The organism is Lewinellaceae bacterium (genome assembly GCA_020636135.1).
GTDB lineage: Bacteria > Bacteroidota > Bacteroidia > Chitinophagales > Saprospiraceae > JAGQXC01.
In genome coordinates this window covers 2657530-2677960 of record JACJYK010000001.1, presented here as the reverse complement: position 1 = coordinate 2677960, position 20431 = coordinate 2657530, and the positions used below count along the sequence as shown (strand labels likewise).

15 protein-coding genes are annotated in these 20431 nt (G+C 49.3%); 4 read left to right on the top strand and 11 right to left on the bottom strand.

Annotation, left to right across the window (positions count from 1 at the left end):
• Positions 1 to 26 precede the first annotated feature (26 nt).
• Positions 27 to 1484 carry a DUF1501 domain-containing protein gene (locus H6570_10275; GenBank protein MCB9319659.1) on the bottom strand — a complete coding sequence of 486 codons (1458 nt, stop codon included), beginning with the start codon at positions 1482 to 1484 and terminating at the stop codon, positions 27 to 29.
• A 5-nt stretch (positions 1485 to 1489) separates the two neighbouring features.
• A complete protein-coding gene (locus H6570_10270; protein MCB9319658.1) occupies positions 1490 to 3799 on the bottom strand; it encodes a PSD1 domain-containing protein in 2310 nt (769 codons plus the stop codon).
• A gap of 127 nt (positions 3800 to 3926) precedes the next feature.
• On the opposite strand from H6570_10270, the gene H6570_10265 reads away from it, so the two are divergent.
• Complete coding sequence (locus tag H6570_10265; GenBank protein ID MCB9319657.1) at positions 3927 to 5960, top strand: glycoside hydrolase family 65 protein; 2034 nt, start codon at positions 3927 to 3929, stop codon at positions 5958 to 5960.
• A gap of 9 nt (positions 5961 to 5969) precedes the next feature.
• Here H6570_10265 and H6570_10260 read toward each other — a convergent pair whose 3' ends face one another.
• The 3 genes from H6570_10260 to H6570_10250 form a co-directional block, all read right to left on the bottom strand.
• The gene (locus tag H6570_10260; GenBank protein ID MCB9319656.1) at positions 5970 to 6602 is read right to left on the bottom strand and encodes a T9SS type A sorting domain-containing protein; all 633 of its coding nucleotides are present in this window, start codon (positions 6600 to 6602) and stop codon (positions 5970 to 5972) included.
• 118 nt (positions 6603 to 6720) lie between these two features.
• Entirely contained in the window at positions 6721 to 8607 is a 1887-nt protein-coding gene (locus H6570_10255) for a heparinase II/III family protein (GenBank protein MCB9319655.1), read from the bottom strand.
• A gap of 9 nt (positions 8608 to 8616) precedes the next feature.
• Positions 8617 to 9534, bottom strand: a complete 918-nt coding sequence (locus H6570_10250) for a mechanosensitive ion channel (protein ID MCB9319654.1) — start codon at positions 9532 to 9534, stop codon at positions 8617 to 8619.
• 138 nt (positions 9535 to 9672) lie between these two features.
• Between H6570_10250 and fdhD the strand changes: the two genes are divergently transcribed.
• Complete coding sequence (gene fdhD, locus H6570_10245) at positions 9673 to 10515, top strand: formate dehydrogenase accessory sulfurtransferase FdhD (GenBank protein MCB9319653.1); 843 nt, start codon at positions 9673 to 9675, stop codon at positions 10513 to 10515.
• Here the strand turns inward: fdhD and H6570_10240 are convergent.
• Positions 10512 to 11186, bottom strand: a complete 675-nt coding sequence (locus H6570_10240; protein ID MCB9319652.1) for a response regulator transcription factor — start codon at positions 11184 to 11186, stop codon at positions 10512 to 10514. The two genes, fdhD and H6570_10240, sit on opposite strands and share 4 nt — an antisense overlap.
• A complete protein-coding gene (locus H6570_10235) occupies positions 11167 to 12216 on the bottom strand; it encodes a histidine kinase (protein ID MCB9319651.1) in 1050 nt (349 codons plus the stop codon). Before H6570_10235 ends, H6570_10240 begins: the two co-directional genes overlap by 20 nt.
• A 237-nt stretch (positions 12217 to 12453) precedes the next feature.
• On the opposite strand from H6570_10235, the gene H6570_10230 reads away from it, so the two are divergent.
• Entirely contained in the window at positions 12454 to 12915 is a 462-nt protein-coding gene (locus H6570_10230) for a hypothetical protein (GenBank protein ID MCB9319650.1), read from the top strand.
• A 34-nt stretch (positions 12916 to 12949) separates the two neighbouring features.
• Here the strand turns inward: H6570_10230 and H6570_10225 are convergent, their stop codons facing one another.
• On the bottom strand, positions 12950 to 16105 hold the full coding sequence (locus H6570_10225; GenBank protein MCB9319649.1) for an AsmA family protein: 3156 nt from the start codon (positions 16103 to 16105) through the stop codon (positions 12950 to 12952).
• A 178-nt stretch (positions 16106 to 16283) separates the two neighbouring features.
• Complete coding sequence (locus tag H6570_10220; GenBank protein MCB9319648.1) at positions 16284 to 17588, bottom strand: cation:proton antiporter; 1305 nt, start codon at positions 17586 to 17588, stop codon at positions 16284 to 16286.
• Positions 17589 to 17731: 143 nt separating this feature from the next.
• On the opposite strand from H6570_10220, the gene H6570_10215 reads away from it, so the two are divergent.
• The gene (locus tag H6570_10215; protein MCB9319647.1) at positions 17732 to 17911 is read left to right on the top strand and encodes a hypothetical protein; all 180 of its coding nucleotides are present in this window, start codon (positions 17732 to 17734) and stop codon (positions 17909 to 17911) included.
• A 161-nt stretch (positions 17912 to 18072) separates the two neighbouring features.
• Here the strand turns inward: H6570_10215 and H6570_10210 are convergent, their stop codons facing one another.
• Positions 18073 to 19107: a response regulator gene (locus H6570_10210; protein MCB9319646.1), complete on the bottom strand. Its 1035-nt coding sequence runs from the start codon at positions 19105 to 19107 to the stop codon at positions 18073 to 18075.
• Positions 19094 to 20356: a PAS domain-containing sensor histidine kinase gene (locus H6570_10205; GenBank protein MCB9319645.1), complete on the bottom strand. Its 1263-nt coding sequence runs from the start codon at positions 20354 to 20356 to the stop codon at positions 19094 to 19096. The genes H6570_10210 and H6570_10205 overlap by 14 nt, the downstream gene beginning before the upstream one ends.
• Positions 20357 to 20431 lie beyond the last annotated feature (75 nt).

The window sequence follows — 20431 nt, the reverse complement described above, 5'->3', positions numbered from 1 at the left end:
AATGCCTGTTACAGATTAACTCTACTTTATGCCATGATGCCATTGATCACCTGTCCGGAGACGTCAGTCAGGCGGTACCGCCGTCCCAGATGTTTGTAGGTTAAGCGTTCATGATCGATACCCAGTAACCGCAGCAGCGTGGCGTGAAAGTCATGGATGTCCACCGGATTTTCGATGATATTGTAGCCAAAGTCATCGGTTTCTCCATAAACGATCCCCGGTTTGATGCCTCCTCCGGCAACCCAGATGGAATAGGCTCTCGGATGATGATCGCGACCGTAGTTATTGGCCATTAATGTGCCCTGGCAGTAGTTGGTACGTCCAAATTCACCTCCCCAGATCACCAGCGTCTCATCCAGCAGGCCTCTTTGTTTCAGATCACGAATAAGGGCGGCGGTAGGTTGGTCCACATCTTTTGCTTGCATCGGCATTTCTGTCGGCAGGTTGCCATGCTGATCCCAACCCTGATGATAAAGCTGTATAAACCGAACGCCGGCTTCGGAGAGTTTACGCGCCAGCAGACAGTTTGCCGCATAAGTACCGGGAACCAGGGCATCCGGCCCGTACATCTGGAGGATGTAGTCCGGTTCCTTTTTGATATCTGTAATTTCCGGTACAGCGGTTTGCATCCGGTAGGCCAGTTCGTATTGTTGGATTTTAGCCTGGATCTCCGGATCGCCAAATTCATCGTAGGTCATATTGTTGAGGACATTCAGCTTGTCCAACATGGAACGGCGGCTTTCCCGGTTCATGCCATTCGGGTCGTTCAGGTATAATATGGGATCTTCACCACTGCTGAACTGAACGCCCTGATGGATGCTGTCCAGAAATCCATTGGTCCAGAGCTTGGAGTACACACCCTGACCATTCCCTTTGCCACGGGAAAGTAAAACACAAAAGGCCGGTAAGTCGGCATTCTCACTACCCAATCCATAGCTTAGCCAGGCACCCATGCTGGGACGGTTGCCTTGCTGAGCTCCGGTTTGCATAAATGTCAATGCCGGATCGTGGTTGATGGCATCGGTGTGCATGGTCTTGATAATGCAAAGATCATCTACCACCTGTGCCATATGCGGAAAGAGTTCACTGATCCACGCACCGGAGTTACCATATTGCTGGAATTTAAAATAGGATCCTACCAGTGGAAACCGGCTTTGGTTTGCTGTCATACCAGTGAGTCGCTGACCTTGCCGGATCGACTCCGGCAGATCTTCACCGATCATTTTATTCAGCAATGGTTTGTAATCAAAGGTCTCCAGCTGTGAAGGAGCACCATTCTGGAAAAGATAGATTACCCGTTTGGCCTTGGGGGCGAAATGGGGAATGCCCGCAAGACCCATACTTCCCACTGGAGAAGCTGCCTGTTTGGCTAAATTAGGCTGCAGGATCGAGCCCAGGGCGATGGTGCCCAGTCCGGCACCCATCTGACCCAGAAAATGCCTTCTGGTGACTTGCATCCGGTTTTCAAAAAATGGATTGGACATAAGGCTCAGGTTTTGGTTATGGACTCTTCCATGTTGTAAATCGTTTGGATGGCTTCCATCATAGCAGCTACGCGGGCAGGATCTGCATTTTCCAGATGTGGGTACTCACCGCTATCCAGAAATACCTTTGCATCGGCTGAGTCCTGCTGGTACCGCTTGACCTGCTCCTGGTAAATTTCATTCAAAACTGTGAGTTCCTTATCCTTTGCTTTCCGGCAAACGATGCGCTGAAAGGCATCACTCAGGCTGGTTTCGACAGGCTCATTTTGGGTTACATACCGCTCTGCCATTACCCGGGATGCTTCTATCACATGCGGATCATTGAGCATGACCAGCGCCTGCAGCGGTGTATTGGTCTTTATGCGCTGTACCTCACATTGATCGCGGTTGGATGCGTCAAAGGTCAGCATGACCGGCGGAGGCACAGTGCGTTTGATAAACTGATACATACCGCGCCGGTAGAGCAATTCGCCATGGTCCTGGACATAGGTAGCCAACGGACCTCTGCCAGAGGTTGCTGCTTCCCAGATTCCGTCCGGTTGATACGTTTTCACACTGGGGCCACCAATCTTATCGTTGAGCAATCCTCCGGATGCCAAAACCATATCACGGACCAGTTCTGCGGCATAGCGTATGCGTGGCGCATGTGATAAATAGATGTTTTCCGGGTCTGTGGCCAGTGCTTCTTTGCTGATTTGGGCGGACTGCCGATAAGTGGCGGATAACACCATTTGACGTACCAGCCGTTTGATGTCCCATCCGTGAGTCCGAAAGTCCACAGCAAGCCAGTCCAGCAGTTCGGGATGAGTAGGCAGTTCACCCTGCATGCCAAAGTCACCGCTGGTCTTCACCAGGCCCCTGCCGAAGTATAGGGACCAGATCCGGTTGACAAAAACACGTGCAGTCAAAGGATTGTCGTCATTAAACAGCCATTCGGCGAGTCCCAGGCGATTTTTAGGATAGGCCAGGGTGTCGAAGGGCAGGATGGCCCTGGGAGTGGATACCTCCACTTCTTTGCCATGTGCGCTGTAGACGCCACGCTCCAGAATATAGGTCGGTCGGATTACGGAGGAGTCTTTCATGATCATCACCCGTACATCTACTGAATCCTGATTGTCGATGAAATTAAGCAACGAATCCCGGTCTGCGGCGGTGATGGTCATGTAGGGCGGGTCTGCCAGCGAATTAGCAGAGATATCCCCGTACAATCCTTTCTCCGGGACCTGATTGAAGAATGCGAACGTACCATAATAACTGTCCATGGAGATGGGGTCGTACTTATGATCATGGCAATGCGCGCATTCATAGGTAAGGGCAAGGAACGTTTTTCCAAAAGTGTTGGTCCGGTCGGTTACATATTCGACCCGGTATTCTTCATCAATGACGCCACCTTCCTGGGTAATCTTGTGATTGCGGTTAAATCCGGTGGCCAGGATCATTTCTTTGGTCGCATGTGGCATCAGGTCTCCCGCCAGCTGCCAGGTGACAAATTGATCGTAGGGATAGTTGTCGTTGAATGCATGAATAACCCAGTCTCGCCATGGCCACATCGTTCTGGGGCCGTCGTCCTGGTAACCATGCGAATCTGCATATCGCGCTACATCAAGCCAGTGCATAGCCATTTTTTCTCCATAATGGGGATTTTGCAGCAGCTGGTCCACCACGTGTTCATAAGCATCAGGAGAATCGTCGGCCAGGAAAGCATTCTGGGCTGCGATATCCGGTGGTAGCCCGGTCAGGTCGTAATAGACTCTTTTCAGCAAGCGTTCTTTATCAGCCTGATCATTGGGTTTTAGCTTTACCGTCTGCATTTTAGCCAGCACAAAGTCATCGATTTCATTTACAGCCCAGGTGTTTCCGAGCATGCCGGGTACTTCCGGTGATTCTGGCGGGATAAATGCCCAGTGCGGTTTGTAGACGGCGCCCTGCTCAATCCAGCGGGTAAGGATCTTTTTTTCTTCTTCGGTCAATGCAAGATTGGATTCCGGCGGGGGCATCATCTCTGCACTGTCCGCGGTCATGATGCGGTGGTAGAGTTCGGAGGTCTCGAGACTGCCGGGAACGATCGCATATTTGCCGGAATCTTCCGGCAATTCCGCGAAGGCAGCATTCTTCAGGTCCAGACGCAAGCCGGCTTCACGCTTATTGGCATCCGGTCCATGACACTTAAAACATTTGTCCGACAGGATGGGCCTGACCTGATAATTGAAATCAATGGTGCCGGTAGCCATCTGGTTTGTATCCGTACGGCACGCCGTCACATAAAACAAGAGGCTTATGACGGTAAGTCCAGCAATGAAAAATACCTTGCGCATGGTTTAAAGGTAAAATTTCAGCGCGAAGCAAGCAATAATTTCATCATCCTACTGGTGTGTTGAACTCCAGATTATTACATTTTGTACCGGGATTAATATCTTTCTGTTTTATAAATAGTGTGGAACCATGCATAGACTGATTTTTATGCTGCTGATCTGGATGACCCTGGAAGGTCTCTGTGCCCAGGATCCCTGGCAAATTTCAGGTAGCCCCGACCCGGGAAATTATTATGGAGTGACGGTTGCAAATGGTATGATCGGCATTGTTTCGTCTCCCGAGCCTTTTCAGGTTAAGGACGTCGTTCTGGCTGGCGCTTATGATCTTTACGGTCGTGGCAGGGTCAGTAATTTTTTGCGGAGTTTTAATTTACTCAACATGTCACTGGCGATCGATGGCCAGCAGGTTTCTGCTTCCACCACCAAGGATATGAAACAGACGCTGGATATGCGTGAAGCGTCATTTCGGACCACGCTTGGTGTGGGGGATAAGGCGGCAATCACCTACACCTATTATGCCCTGCGACAGATGCCCTATACCGTTCTAATGGATGTGGAGGTGTATGCCAAGCAAGATCTGGACCTGTCCGGGTCCAGCGTTATGGAAGCACCGGATGCCCTGCGGGATGTTGAAAATTATTACAATGAAATTGACCGGCCTCACGTGCTGATCAGCCTGTTGACTTCAACTGCCAAAAGCCCCACTGGTAAACTGCTGATGTGTGCCTCGAATACATTTCTCTTCGAAGAAAAACACGGTGAGGAACCCCGGGTTATCCATGAGATGTGGGATAACAACCGGCACCTGATGCGATTCAATAAAAAGATCCCAGCGGGTCAAACATACCGTTTTTCCATCATCGGTACGTCGATTACCTCTGCGCACCATGACGACCCGCTGAATGAAGCGGAACGTCTGACGATTTATGCAAAGCTCCAGGGACACGACCGGCTATTGAAGTTGCATCGAGCTGCCTGGGATGAATTGTGGGCCAGTGATATCCTGATCGACGGGGATCCGCAGAGCCAGCAGGATGTGCATAGCATGCTGTATCATTTATATTCCTTTACGAGGGCCGGAACAGCCTTATCACCATCACCTATGGGATTGAGTGGACTGGGGTACAATGGCCATGTATTTTGGGATAGTGAGCTGTGGATGTATCCACCCTTGCTGGTCCTGCATCCGGAGATCGCCAGATCGTTGGTCGAATACCGGTATCAACGTTTGGAGGCAGCACGTCGTAATGCATTTGCCAATGGCTACCAGGGAGCCATGTTTCCCTGGGAAAGTGCAGAGACCGGGGTTGAGGAGACACCCGTCTGGGCATTGAGCGGCCCCTTCGAACACCACATCACCGGTTGTGTCGCTCATGCTGCCTGGCTTTACTATTGCGTGACCCAGGATCAGGACTGGTTGCGTACCAAAGGTTGGCCGATCCTGTCTGAAACGGCAGCTTTCTGGGTTAGCAGGGTAGAGCGCAATGATCAGGGGAAGTACGACATCAAAAATGTGGTTGCTGCGGATGAATGGGCAGAAAATGTGGATAACAATGCATTTACCAATGCCATTGCCAAAGCTAACCTGCATTATGCTGCCATGGCTGCTAAATTACTGGGTTATGTCGCCGACCCCAGGTGGGAGGAGGTAGCAGCTAACATACCGATATTGACTTTGCGTGATGGAGTCACCAGGGAACATGCAGACTACCAGGGAGAAGGCATCAAACAAGCCGATGTAAACCTATTGGCTTATCCGCTACACGAAATCACGGCTCCGGATGCCATCCTGAGAGATCTTGAATATTACCAGCAAAAGGTTCCGGATGCAGGGACACCGGCCATGACTCAGGCCGTATTTGCGACTCTGTATGCCCGTTTGGGTAATGGGGAGGATGCATTTAGGTGGTTTCAGGAAGCCTATTTGCCAAATCTGAATCCTCCTTTTCGCGTCATTGCAGAAACCAAAGGAGGAACCAATCCTTACTTCGGCACCGGTGCCGGCGGAGTATTGCAGGCTGTCCTGATGGGTTTTGGCGGATTGGAAATTTCGGATGAGGGGATCCGGCAGATCAATAGCAAACTACCTGCCGCCTGGAAAAAACTGACCATAACCGGGGTAGGGGTTCAGAACAGGACTTTTAAAGTGATCGGTACAAAATAAGGCGCCGATTTATTGACTGGAAACAATGGTAAGTTTCTGTTGACGGATTTCTCGGGGATAACGGACGACCAGGAAATAAATTCCCGAGGCGTGGGCCGGAACCGGGAGGATCCAGTCCTCGGCGCTTGCATTGCCTCTCCATAATTCTCTGCCAGCTTCATCAACCAGATAAATCGATTGTAACTGACGGTGGTCCGGATGTGCCGCAACAATGTGGATATCTTCGCCATGGGAGGGATTGGGGTAAATCTTCCAGTTCCGTTCCAACAGGTCATTGCGGGCGGCGGTTGCATTCCCGATCGTAAATTCACCGCTGTTGTCTTCATAGTCGCCGGTGTTGTTGTCCTGTACGACCTTGATTTTGGCATGAGTGGTTGATACACCCGGAACGACCCACTGGTAACTGGTGTCTGTTACCGGCAGGTTTTCGATGATGGTATTCCAGGTGGTGCCGCCATCTGTTGTAAAGTACAGGTCCCAGTCTTTCTGATCATGGGGAATTTCGATTTCCCAACGGATCATGACTTGTTCACCAGCCATATAGTGTTCACCTCCTTCCGGATATTTAAGATGCACGTGACCAAAGGCAGGTGCTGCAATGAGCAAGCCCATCATTATGATCAGAAGGTTTGATTTTGTCATCAATTGGGGTTTAGTTAGTTGCATACCCTGTCGTTTAAGCTGAAGTGAATACAATCAGGCAATCCATTCAAAGTTACGTTTCTAATTTAAATGACTTGTTAAAAGCAGTCAAGTCACCTTATTTCCAGGCTTCCAGTGGTACTTCGTCAAATGAACCCTGACTATTCTCCGACAGAAACAATACCTGGAAACTGGCCTTTTCTCCTGGATTTGCCAGGTATTCAAACCCCACCAGGATCGTTCCTGAGTTGGCTTCGTCGTAGTCCGTGGTTGGCTCGGTACTCCAGGTTTGCCAGTTGATTTTGACGGGACCATGAGCGATCAGGCGGAGGCGTTTGCCATCTTTTTCAAGGTCCAGGCCGTCTGCCGTTGCTTTCACCTGACATGTTGTAAGCATCGTCCAGCGCATTACCGTAGGATGATCACCGTTGTATACCTCATCCTGGACCATTACCGAGGATTGATCTTTGATGGCAATTCCCCGCCAAACCGACCGGACCTGATCCGAATACAATGTACTGAGATCCGTTATGGCGTACAGATGATCCGGATTACAGGAGGAGCGTTCGATACGCGCATAGCCATTCACACGCTGCAAGCTGCCGGAAAAGGTCCAGGTGTTATGTACAAAATTATTCAGACGCTTGATGGTCCATCGCTGAGCATCCTGCGAGCGGCCCCACAATTCGATGCCTTTGGATTCCAGTGATTCGTAATTCTGCATTCCCAGGTCCGATGCCCAACGGACACCATTGGCTTCGACAATGAAGGAGCCTACATCCATATGAGCATGATTGACCTGAGGAGAACCTGCCTTTAAGCCCACATAGATGGCATCAGAGGTGCTCCATGAGGTGCGCATCAGACAGACTGGGTTTTCTCCCTGGCCAGACCAGCAAAGATCCGGTGGAGGCATAACTTGCTCAATCTGCACCGGATAGCCCCACAGGATAAGTGCAGGCAAAAGGCGGTCATGACGCATCGTCCGGTATAGGCCTGCCTGCAAGTATTGTTTTTCAACCCACAGAATGGATGGGTCTGAACGTTTTTGGGCAAACCAGAACATTGCCGGGCTGAGACTGGCAGCCTGCCGGCTGTCACCCCAGTTAAAACAGTTTCCGGTTGGCCCGGTCATGCTTTCCATAAACCCTGCAGTGTTTAAAAATCCCGGGATGCTAAGCAGGTTGAAATCTGTTGAAAATAGCTTTTCTAAACAATTGACCAATAATACGTTAAAGCTGGTACCGTAATCCCAATAAGCATAGCCTTCCGGATACGCTCCATCCGGGCCATACGCGTTCATGGCTAGTTTGACGGTTCGGATGGCCCGGTTGGTGACTTGTAACGCAAGTTCAGGGTCATCTTCGGCGATTGCCAGGGCGCCAAAGAGCATTCCGGCATTGCACACCTGATTCCAGTTATGGTTGGACGTTAAAAACCAATTGTATTCCGGATCAAAAGATGGCCGGATCCCTTTCTCACTGATGGCCTGCCGAATTACTGCCCGGTCTTCGGATGATAAGAAATCAAACAACCAATCGTACCCCACCGCCACGGCTAAGGTCATTTCTGCCACATCAAGGAAGTGGGAAGGGTTCCAGTCGGAGAACCCGCATACCTGCAGGATTTCCTGCTTCGCCCTTTCTGCATAGTCTCGTTCACCCGTGATGCGGTAGGCATAACTTAGAAAGAAAGTTCGCTGGAGGCAAGTCCGGGATTTGTCGAGGAGACGGCGGCCGATCTGGATTCGTTCGACCGGTGACTGGGACATTATTGTTTCGCATTCGGCGAGGATGGTCTGGTGGACATCCTGCCAGGTTGAATCCATCGACAGACGGTCTCTGATGTTATTTTCTTCTCCGGCCAGCAGTAATAATCGGGGATGGCCGGATAGATGCCGGATTTGTTCTATGGATACCGAATCCTGGGCCGAAGCCTGGATTATGAAGTTTAATATCCACAAGAGGGTCATGTATCCGGAACGGAATGTTCGGCAGTTTATCATAGGGCAGGCTCAGGGTTTTGGTTTTGGATCCCGAATGGAAAGATCCGGCATTCCGACAATCTCATAAGTGGCCGAACCTAATTTAACTTTCCCGTGAGAGGCTTCTACAGCTTGATGAATAGCGAGGAATAGCTTGGTTTTGGTGCTTTTCCGTTTCTTATAATCAACAACGTACCGAAGGGTGAAGTTGATCCAGTTATCGGTCAGCTCCGTATAGACGATGGGATCCACGCGTGCATCCTCGATGAGATAGCGACGCACGAGAACCTTCCATTCCTGGGCCGCATAGCGGGTATATTCCATGAGGTACTCTTTGATGACCTGGGCTAATATCTCCTGCATTTTGTCTACGTCGCTGCCAAAGCGTACCGGAATGGCTATCTCATCCCAGACAAAAGGAAAGTCGGTTGAATAGTTGTAGACAGCCCCCTTGAATACTGCTGAGTTGCTGATCTGGACAATGCGGCCAGTATAATTATCACCGGTGACCCATTCGCCAATTTCCATCAGGGTAGTTTTCAGAATTCCCACATCAATTACATCTCCCTTTACATTTTGCATGGAGATGCGATCCCCAGGTTTAAAGGCTCGCGAGGAATAAATGGATATCCATCCGGCAACACTCAGTATCACTTCCTGTAATGCGAAAGCAATGCCGGCACTGATAAATCCGATGGAGAGGGTAAGGTAGGACCGTTGCTCAGCGAAAATCAGAATCCCGATCAAAATAATCAGAAAGTACCCCAGAAAGTTAACCATCTTGCGCATCCGGTACCGCTGCGTGGTGTCGGCAATGCGGATCAGGAAAAACTTGCGCAGTATCCAGCCGATGGTCAGGAAAGCTGCCGTAATAACCAGAAATAGCAGCACATTGTAGACAAAGGTGCCAGGTTGAAGCCACTCAGGAAATATCGCTTGAAAATCCATGATCCTTAATGTGGTTAATGCTTTTGGTAAAATAAGAAATTTCATTCGTCCCACGAATGATGTACGTCTTTCCGGGTCCTCTGTTAAAGCTTGACGCTGGTGTTTGACGGACATCGGAAGTTGTGCTATCTTCAGGAGATGAGGCACAAAGCGGAAATGGAACTGAAGTCGATACAAGCGACTCAGCTGCGGCAAATCATTCATTATGAGGAGGGCAGGGTGCAGCAGTTCGAGGATAACATTGCGATGGAAAGCCCCATGCATATTTTTGTCCGGCAGGGCAACCGGCAAGCTGATCTTGGTTTTCTGATGTGCACGCCGGGGGCGGATGAAGATCTGATTGCCGGATTATTGTTTTCCGAACAAATCATCCGGAGTAAACAGGATCTCCGCTCGATACGCACGGAGGCATCCGGGACCTACCTGGTCGAATTGACTGAGGATGTGCCCTGGCCAACGGATTTGCCGGAACGTAGCTACTCTGCTACTACAGCATGCGGCGTTTGCGGACGCACGACCATGGAACAATTACTCAGCCCGGTAGCAATGCCTTTTCCGACCTGGAAAAAACCTTTGCCTGCTTTGCTGATAGGCCAGCTCCCCGGGCTGATCCGGGAAAAGCAGCAGTTATTTGACATCACCGGCGGTGTGCATGCCGCGGCGCTTTGTGATAAATCCGGTCAGATCATCTGCCTTCGGGAAGACGTAGGCCGTCATAATGCTGTCGACAAATTAATTGGCTCATGCGTCATGTCAGGAAACGTGGATGCAGCGGATTGCGTGATGGTCGTGAGCGGTCGGCTGGCATTCGAACTGGTCCAGAAGGCCATCGTCCTCCGGTGTCCGGTATTAATAGCTGTAGGTGCTCCCACCTCTCTGGCCGTGGACCTGGCCGAACAATATGGGATGACGCTGGTTGGGTTTTCCGGACCTGGCCGCTTCAATATTTATACCCATGCATCCCGCATTGAATTGGACTAGAGTTCTTTATGGAAGTGTGATTCAAGTGCCGCCCGATAGGTAGTGCTTACCGGCAGGATGACATCCTGTATTTTGACTTCCTCTTTACTCCAGTATACCACACGATGAAGATTGACAATGTAGGATTTGTGTATCTGAATAAAATGATCAGGCAGTTGTTCCAGCGCTTCGGAAATCGACTGACGGGCGAGGATCTTTTCCTGGTCTGTATGGTAGGTCATGTAGTTCCCCTCTTTTTCCAGGAAGGCTATTTTGTCTGAAGGTATCTGATAGGTCCGGTTTCCGCTTTTGATTAACTGGATATTAGCATCTGGGCCACTCTCCCGATGAAACCCGAGTTTATTAATAGCCCGGATAAAGCGTTCCAGAGTGATGGGTTTGAGCAGGTAGTCGACAGCATCGAGACGATAACTTTCAACAGCAAACTCGGAATAGGCGGTCGTAAATATTATACGGGTATGAGCGGGAATCATCCTGGCCAGATCCATGCCGGATAAATGGGGCATGTTGATGTCCAACAGGATCAGATCGACGGGATGCTCCTGCAGGAATTCAAGCGCTTTAAGGCTGTTCCGAAAAGTGGATACGAGTTCTATACCGCCCCACATGCGAAGATAGTTGCTGAGCAGCTCGATAGCTTTGGGTTCGTCATCAACGATGATTGCCTTCATGTGTACAGATGGTTAGTTTTACAATGTATTCCTCGTTTTCTTCAATATCCAGTATGTACTGATCCGGGTACAATAGTTCAAGACGCCGCCGGATGTCGTTTAATCCGGTACCATTGCCGGAACTTCCGTGCCTGAAGTTAGGATTGCTGATCCGAAAAAATATCTGGTTGATATTTCGCAGATCAAACAGGGCCGAAATACTGCTGCGGGTCTCTGGTTCCGTACCATGTTTGAAGGCATTCTCTACGAAAGGAATAAAGATGCCGGGTTCGACAAGCTGTTGATCATTGGTCCCCAGGACCTGCAGGTCAAAGTTTACTTCTTTCTCCGCGTAGCGCAATAGCTGAATCTGTATGTAATTCCGGATAAAATCAATTTCCTGGCTTACGACGATGGGATTTTGCGTGTCTACAACATGTCTTAGCAGATGGGATAACTGGTCAATTGCTCCTGCCAGGGCTGGATTCCTTTGCTGATCGACCATAGCCAGCAAATTATTAAGCGCGTTGAACAGGAAATGTGGTTGCAACTGAAGCCGTAGTGCATTTAATTCCGCTTGTTTTTTCTCCAGTAACAGGGACTTCTGATCAAGGGTAGCTTGCCAGACGATCCGCCCCAGTGCATAGCCGGTCGAAACAATGAAATAGAAGGCCAGGATCGCCCAATTTACCTGATTATGCAAGGCGGGTCCATTAAAAAAGGGAAAAGTTCTGATGGCCAGCGATTGCAGTCCGAAGATTCCAGCTATGATCAGTAATGAAGAAAATAACATTTTCCTGACTTTGCCGGCGTGGTAGAATCGTAAAATACTGAACGCGTTGCCATAGAACAACAGGGCACTCAGAATCAGGGTTACAACCAACTTATGGATGATCTCCGGATTGCGGACAATTTGCATCCGCTCCACCCCCTGGTCAATCGTGTATTCGATGGACTCAATGGAGAAACTGCTCAGGATCAACCAGGAAGTCAATCCCCAGAAGAGGATATGGATAAGCACCTCAAGTAGAACAGAATAAGTTCTAGACATAACCGAAGTTAACCATTCAGGGCTCCATTCTAGCCGGGATGGGACCAAATCCATTGTTTCAGGTATGAAAACCGCTGGGTGGCTTCCTCACAAAATTATGGTCAAACAGCAGCAAGTCCGCTTCATTCATCCCATGAGGGTTTGGTTCTACACGGAAATGATTAACTAGAGAATGGAAAAGCAGCGGCAGTTACAAGATTTTGATTTTCCGATTTAATTTGATGCATAATCAGAATTATGAGCACTGAAATCATCGATACCTGGCATATCCACAACCGGATCAATTTATACCTGCTTGATGCTCTGCAGGAAGAACATTTGACGGACCTGTCGGCCTCCAGGGGACGCAATGTGGGTGAACAATTTGCACATGTACACAATGTTAGGTTGATGTGGATCAAAGCGTCTTTGCCTGAATTGCTTGAAGGATTGGTCAAGCTGGAAAAAGGTAACCTCTTGACAATAAATATATTAAAAGAATCAATAATGCAAAGCGGCGATGCGGTGGCCTCATTACTTGATCGCGGATTTAGGGATGGGCGGATTAAAGGATTTAAACCCCATCCTGCAGCGTTCCTCGGTTATCTGATTTCCCATGAATCACATCACCGTGGACAGATCATGCTCTCACTGAAGCAAAGCGGTCATCCGGTGGATAAAAAAATCCAGTTCGGCATCTGGGAATGGGGAGTCCGCTGAACGGGTAAATGGCTGTCCTCCGGTAATATGCCGGTCACTCGTTGCCACTCCCGGATTTTTTCTTCTTTTTAAGCGGATCCCAGCCTTTGAGGATGTTCTTCAGCTTATCTATTTCTTCCTTAGTCTTTGCTCCGCCCAGTGAATCAAGCCCTGGAGGCAACAAAGTGTCCAGGACTTCGCCAACTTTTTTCCCGGCTAAAGAATCCAGGCGCTCCCGGGCTTCACGTGTTGCCGCATTCTTGGCAGAATCGATCACCTCCTGTGCTTTGTCCTGGGCTTTGTCGATCACCTCCTGGCTTTTTTTGTCGATCACCTTACTGATGGTGTCTTTGGCTTTATCCAGCACTTCTTCGCCTTTCTGGATAAGAGTGTCCTTTCCTCTCTCCACCTCCGCTTCAAACTGGGACCTGACGGCGTCCTGGACAGAACCAGTGCCATCTTTCGTAACCCATTGCAGCTGGACCTGTGGCTTTTTGATTTGTCCGGTAAAGACCACCCGCACGAAAGCCGTATCCAATTGACCAATAGGAACCCCGTATTTCTGTGCCTGTGACTGTAGCCATTGGACGCCGGCATTGACCGGCTGGTCCAGATTCAACTTTGCCAGCAGAGACCGCGGTATTTGCAGTAGGACCTGGTATTTGATATCCTGGTCGATCTGGTGTTGCCCCTGAACGGTGAAGCGCATATCCTGAAAATCAAAGGTGAATGGCTTGATGGTTACCGTACCATTCTCGACCTCAAACCAGTTGCGGGAATTCTTCCAGTTGATATTTTCCAGTTGTTTGATCTGTAATCGGTTAGCCACTTCATTGATCGGCTCGAAGTTGTTCAGACGTGCAGACTCTGTCTCCAGAAAACCAGCTGCATTGAGCTGATCCCAGATCGGCATCCATCCGTCACCCAATTTCCCGGATAATACCAGCGTGCTGGAGAAGACGCCATCCAGGAAAGAAGCGATAGGCGCCAGTTTCTGGAATGTCTGGGAAGTCTGGAACAAGGGTGCGAATTTCATTTTGCGCATATCATACTTCAGGTCGAAATCCGGATGTTCACCCTGTTCGGAGTAGAGTCCGGCAAATTCGACCTGGCCTCCGAGGAGGTTTGTTTTCATCTCATTAAAAGCCAGTTGCTGATCGGCCAGTTCTATGATTCCCGAGCTATTGTTGAGGTGATACTTGTCGTAGATCAGCTCACCCACCGATGCTTTTACCTGAATATTCACATTAGCCGGAAGGATCTTCTCACTGGTAGTTGCAGCTGTCTGAGTTGTTGTCGTAGAGGTATCCACTTCAAGCCAGGGGTTCAGGTCCAGTTTCCGGGCCTCCAGCTTAAGATCGCCGCTCATCCCACTACCCGGATCGCTGTACCATTGATAGGGATGGCGTAAGGTGCCAGCGATCGAAACCGGTTCTCCGGAGAGCAAACACGACGCGGTTTGCAGCTGCAATGTGTCGTTCTTAAAGGAGCCATTGGTACGTAAATTCCGGATATCGTACTGATCGTAATCCAGCCGGTCTATCGATGCATTCCAGCGGATCTGAACCGGAGGTAGCGGTTGATAGGGAGATTGGTAGACCGGAACCTGCGTGACGGTATCTGCGGGCGAGGAAGACATCCACTCCGTAAGATCCAGTCTTGGCATATTAACATCAATGGCTACGACGGTGCGACTACCGCCGGTCAGGTAGGAAAGGGGATCCTGAATATTGATGCCTGCCGACCCTTGTGAATGCCCGGCGGTTGCTTCACTGATCTGCATATCGACGCGCTCCGGATTCAGGTTGATGGTAGCATTGGATGCCGCAAAAGCCGGATAACCGGGTATTTGACCTGCAATGTCTTTGCCGCTGAAAGCGCCGTTAAATTTGATCTGCTCATATTTCTTTTGGACTACTGCTGATTGACTGAAATCAAAGTCCGCTTCACCGGCCAGAATCCCTTTCACCGGATACTGATCTGCTAATTTCAGCGCTTCCACCCAGGAGGCCAGGTCCAGATTTGTTTTTAGATGTCCGCGGGCTACAATGTCCTGAAGGGTATAATCTATCAGCAGCTGTCCGTCCAGCGGAGAGTCCTTGACCACAGCATGGAGGTCCCTGAGTGCCACATCCATAGCATTGTAAAGGGCATCCCTGGAGTTGATTTCAGCATCAACACGCAATTGCTCGATGGGGAAGGGAGCGCCGGCATATTGAATGCGGCCATTTTTGACTTGCGTGGTAAGATGCAGGGCGGGGTAGGACACATTGTCCTGGTAAGGGCCTTTCAGGGTTACTTCCAGATTTGCTTCTCCACTGGCAGTAATTCCCTCATAATAGTGGTGGTATGCTCCTGGTATCAGTGACAGCATTTGTTTGACATCGCCGCCCGGGGTGCGGATAGCAAGATCCATATCGACCGATTTAGGCTCCAGGTCGACCCATCCGTTCAGGTCAACCGGCAATGCATTAAGGGTTATTGCGTTGGCATCAAACGTGTACTTTTCGGCATCCAGATCCAGTAATAATGGGCCTTGCCAGGTTACCCCGGCGGCATTAAGATAGGTGATGCCTCCGTAGAGCAGGGTGACACTGTCCGCTTGGGCATCCAGTCCAATTTCCACCTTGTTATCCTGATAGGTGATCTGGCCATCCTGATTCAGGTGAGCCAGATGAAAATAGGTGTCCAGGGACAAATCCTGATAATCAAGCGTTCCCCCCTGACAGTCCAGGCGCTGTAAATCCAGCCTGAAAGCAGTCGCTGCCGATGTGGTAGCTTCGGTCTCCTGTGGTTTGGTGATATTGTAATTGGCGGTTCCGTCGGCAAGCACTTTAACCCGGATATCCGGCTGGTCGAGGTGGATGCCCTGAATGCGCAGTGAATCACTGTTTTTCAGTACATCCCAGAAGTTGAAATCAACGCCCAACGCTCTGGACCGGAATAATGCAAGACCGGCAAAGGTATCCTTACCGGTCACGACCGGCTGGTCGATGCGGACGGACAAGTCCGGAAAATGCTTCCACCAGCTGATGGATACGTCCGTAAAGTCCAGTGTAACCTCGGTATTACGGTCTACCTCCTGCTTCACCCGCTCCAGTATTTTGTTCTTAAAGAGTACTGGAGTGAGTAAGAGGAACACGATGATAAGACTGAAGGCCACCAGGATGATACGGCCAATCCTGCGCTTTTTGTTCTTTGCTTTTGTCATACTGATATAACGTTTATTGGCGGATCAGGATTTTCAAATCGTGATTTTTTCAATATTGAAGGTCAGAATTAGGTAAAGACCCACATGACCAGTGATGTCACAATGAAGGTTCGGATCCTGTTGAATATACGATCGCATGGCACGGAGAGGCCCCGCTACCGTCAGGAGGCTTTCGGGCTTAAAACAACGGGGCATTGGATTTTGGTGGATCATCCGGCTCTTCCGGAGTATTGGAGATCCCGGTATCTGCAGGATCTGATACCGGGGCCGGATCTGTCGTAGTTGGGCTTGTTTCCGCACCGGGTGACTTGCGGTGGTGGTCAACCAGCGCCCAGGTCATCAGCAGGCTGCTTATAATGATCACATAAAGCAGGATACCATTTTTAAATCCATCGATCTGCAGTGCCGGTGGGATGGCAAAAAAGAGCAGGATGGTAATCAGTCCCCGGGGAGCCAGCCACAATTCCGGCACCATCGATGAACCCTGCAACAAACGCAAAATGAGCCACCGCGAAGCATAAAGTGCCAGCAGGATCAGCGCCGATATCAGGGCAACTTTTCCGTCGATGAGGTCGGAGAGCTGGATGGTCATGCCAAAGATCACAAAGAAAAAGGTCCTTACCACAAAAGCTGTTTCCATGGTGATGATATGGAATTCCTTCTCGATGCGTTCGATCGGGTCATCCGCTCCGGTGCTCGTCTTGAAAATCCAGAAAAATCGCTGGTGATTGGAAAGGGCCAGACCGAATACCAGGATGATCAGCAGTGGAGATAAATGCATGATCTTTCCCAGCGAATAGAGGAGAAGTAAGCTGGCTATCAGCAGGAATAATTTATTACCGGTAAAATCCTTGAAGAAGTAGATCAGTAAATAACTGGCAACTACGGCTACCAGGATGGTGAGGATAAGGCTGGCGCCGAAATGAAGGGCAGCCGTACCGCCACCTTCTTCCAGGTATGAGATCATGAAGTAGAATAGCATGATCCCCAGAATATCCGAAAAAGTGGATTCATAGATCATGTTCTCCCGTTTGGTAGCTGTGAGCTTCTGCACCGAAGGAATGATGATAGCACTGGACATGATTGCCAGCGGTGTGGCCAGCAGGATGGCGTGGGCAAAATCAATGGTGAAAAAAAGTTTGACCAGACCGGCTATGGCCATTGTGGCCAGTACCAAGCCGGATAAAGCTACAACCAGTGACTTGCCGATCAGGGGCAGTTTTTCCTTGTTCAATTCAAGATCCAGTGCTGCCTCCAGAACAATCATGATCAGTCCGATAACACCCAGCACTTCCAATGCCGGAAACAGGTCAGCCAGCTGGAAGTGCATCAGTTCCAGCCCAAACTGGATCACCACGCCCAGCAGAATAAGCATGAGCACCGAAGGGATATTGGTGCGCTCAGCAATTAAATTGAAGATGTAGGATAAGATAAGGATCAGGGATCCCGCGATGATGACTAAATAAGTGCTTTCTCCATTCATGGATTACAGTGTTGTGTTAGGTCAGGTATGAAGGCTGATCTAGATCATTGTCTGCGATGACCGTCCTTATCACGGATAGGATCTGACCGCCTTACATTTACAATGTAATTGAAGATAACGGATACATTATTACAAAAGCAACTATGAAATTATTTGAAGCGAATATAGTTACGATCATGTGGCGATTCTATCTGGTGATGGCCATTGTAATCGGAAGCTTATTCACGCATCAATATTGGGCTTTGGTTTTTGTTCCGATTGTATTCCTGGCCGCCTTATTGGGCGTCCGTGTTGAACATTTTCTTCCTAAGAAAAAGAATTAACTCTCTTACATATTCGGTAATGCAAAGACGCCAAATGTAGCGTCAACTTTTACCTTCATAGCCAGCGATGAGGCCCCTGCTTAAGAAGCTCTTCTTATGCAGGGGCATTTTTTTAGTGGTGGGTGGTGTTAAATATTTTGAGTTGAATGGTCAATGCCTGCTCAATTCGGCATATTCTGCAACTTGCCCTTGTTAAGGATTTGGATCTTATGCTGCTCGATGGCGATGAGACGCTCATCTTTGAAGTCTGATAAGGTACGGATCAGCGTTTCTTTAGCCGTGCCGATCACATTGGCCAGGTTTTCGCGGCTGATGGAAAACTCGTCTGCCTGGAACTGGTCAGAGAGGTCCAGTAGGGCATTGGCCAGCCGCTTACGCACGGAAGAGTAGGCGATATCCAGGAGCAGCTGCTCCATACGGGTCACATTCTGAGCCAATTTTTTCAGGAAATGGTCAGAAGCTCCCTGCGTACGGTGCAAAAATTCCAGAAAATCTTTCTTGGGGATCAATTTGATGGTTGCTTCTTCCAGCGCCATGGCGTTTTCATTATACACCTGGTCCTGCAGGATAGGCAGGTAGCCCATAAATTGACCGGGATTGTAGAGTCCGGTGATCAACTCCTTGCCCAGCTCATTCAGCATGAATGATTTTACTACGCCATGTTCGACGAAATACAGATAATTGGCAATCTGACCTTCTTCAAAGACAATGGCTTTGGACTGAAAATGCCGCTCTTCGCGGTTCTCCAGCCAGGCATCCAGCTCCTGCTGAAAGCGGGCAGGACTGGTCAGTTGCTGCGGAGACGATTTAGCTTCCAGGCGTTTCCGCTTGGAAAGCCGCATTTCAATGGCAGCAAGCAGATCGGTATCGTCAAAGGGCTTGGTGATGTAATCATCAGCGCCCAGTCCCATCCCTTTGCGAAAATCCGGTTTTTCCGTTTTAGCCGTTAGAAAGATGAAAGGAATATCGCGGGTACGAATGTCTCTGCCCAATATACGCAATACGCCAAAACCATCCAGTTCAGGCATCATGACATCACACAGGATCAGATCGGGCAGGGTAGCAAATGCTTGCTCCACGCCTTCTTTGCCATGTGCGGCTTCAACGATTTCATAATTGGATAGTTCGAGAATCTCTAAGATGTTTTCCCGAACTTCCTGATTGTCTTCAATGACCAGAATTTTATCCTTCTCCATTTTGTAATGGTAATTTTACATAAAATGCTGAGCCTTTAAACTCCCGGCTCGTAAAAGTAATATTTCCATGGATTAAATCCACATAGCGTTTGACGATGTGAAGGCCCAAACCGGTGCCCTGGATGGAACCGGCATTGGAAGCTCGAAAAAACCGGTCAAACAGATGTTTTTGCTCCAGCTCAGGGATGCCTATTCCTTCATCCATAACCCCTATTTCCAGACCTCTTCCGTCTTTGCGCAGTTGTAACTCGATGGTCGCATTTTCCGGAGAATATTTACTTGCGTTCGACAGCAGATTGTAAAGTATCGCCCGGATCATGGTCTTGTCCAGTTTGTAAACCGTGGGCTCGGGTAACAACGTGCAGGTCACCTGTTGCCCGGATTTTACAGTCAGGGATATTTCTTCAATGATGTCCTGACAGAAATTGTTGATCTCAATGTTCTCCATCTGGAGCCGTAGTTTGCCTTCCTCAATCTTGCTGATCGATAAGAAGTCATTGAGCAGGTTGGTCAGGTGGGCAACACTGTTTTTGATCTTCGTGATGTGCTTTTCCCGTTTCTCCTGATGTTCTCCATCCGTGTACTTGTTGATGAGGGATGCAGAAGAAAGGATGGTGCTCAGGGGCGTCCGGAATTCATGGCTGGCCATGGACACAAACCGCGTCTTTAATTCATTGAGTTCCTTCTCCTTTTCCAGTGAATTTTTGAGTTCCTGCTCATTGATCAGCAGGGCATTTTCAGCCTTGACCCGTTCTTCAACCTCAAATTTCAGTTTATGATTGGTATCCAGTAACCGGTTGACGACTTCGGATAACTCCTGGGTGCGTTCATGCACCTTCTGCTCCAGTTCCTGATTCAGTTCCAGAACTTTACGCTCTGCCTCTTTGATCTTGCTGAGGTCGTGGATAATACCGGTAAAATAGAGCTGACCTTCAATGGAGACCTTGCTTACCGCCAAACGGATCGGGAACCTGGAGTCATCTTTGCGTCTGGCCACTACTTCCCGCCCGATGCCAATGATCTTGGCCTGGCCGGTTGATATGTACTGGTTGATGTACCCATCGTGATTCGAGTGATCCGGTTCGGGCATCAACATGGAAACATTTCTCCCGAGCATCTCATCCTGATCATAACCGAATAATTTGACAACCGCCGGATTGACCCGAACGATAGTTCCTTTTCGGTCTATGATGATAATGGCATCGATCACGGTCTCAAAAACAGAGATCAATGCCTTGGAATCCTCCATCGCTTACCTTCAAATTTGGTGCGAAAATAAGCATTCAGCCTGGAAAAGAGAAGCCCGCATGCCGTATCGGTTGAC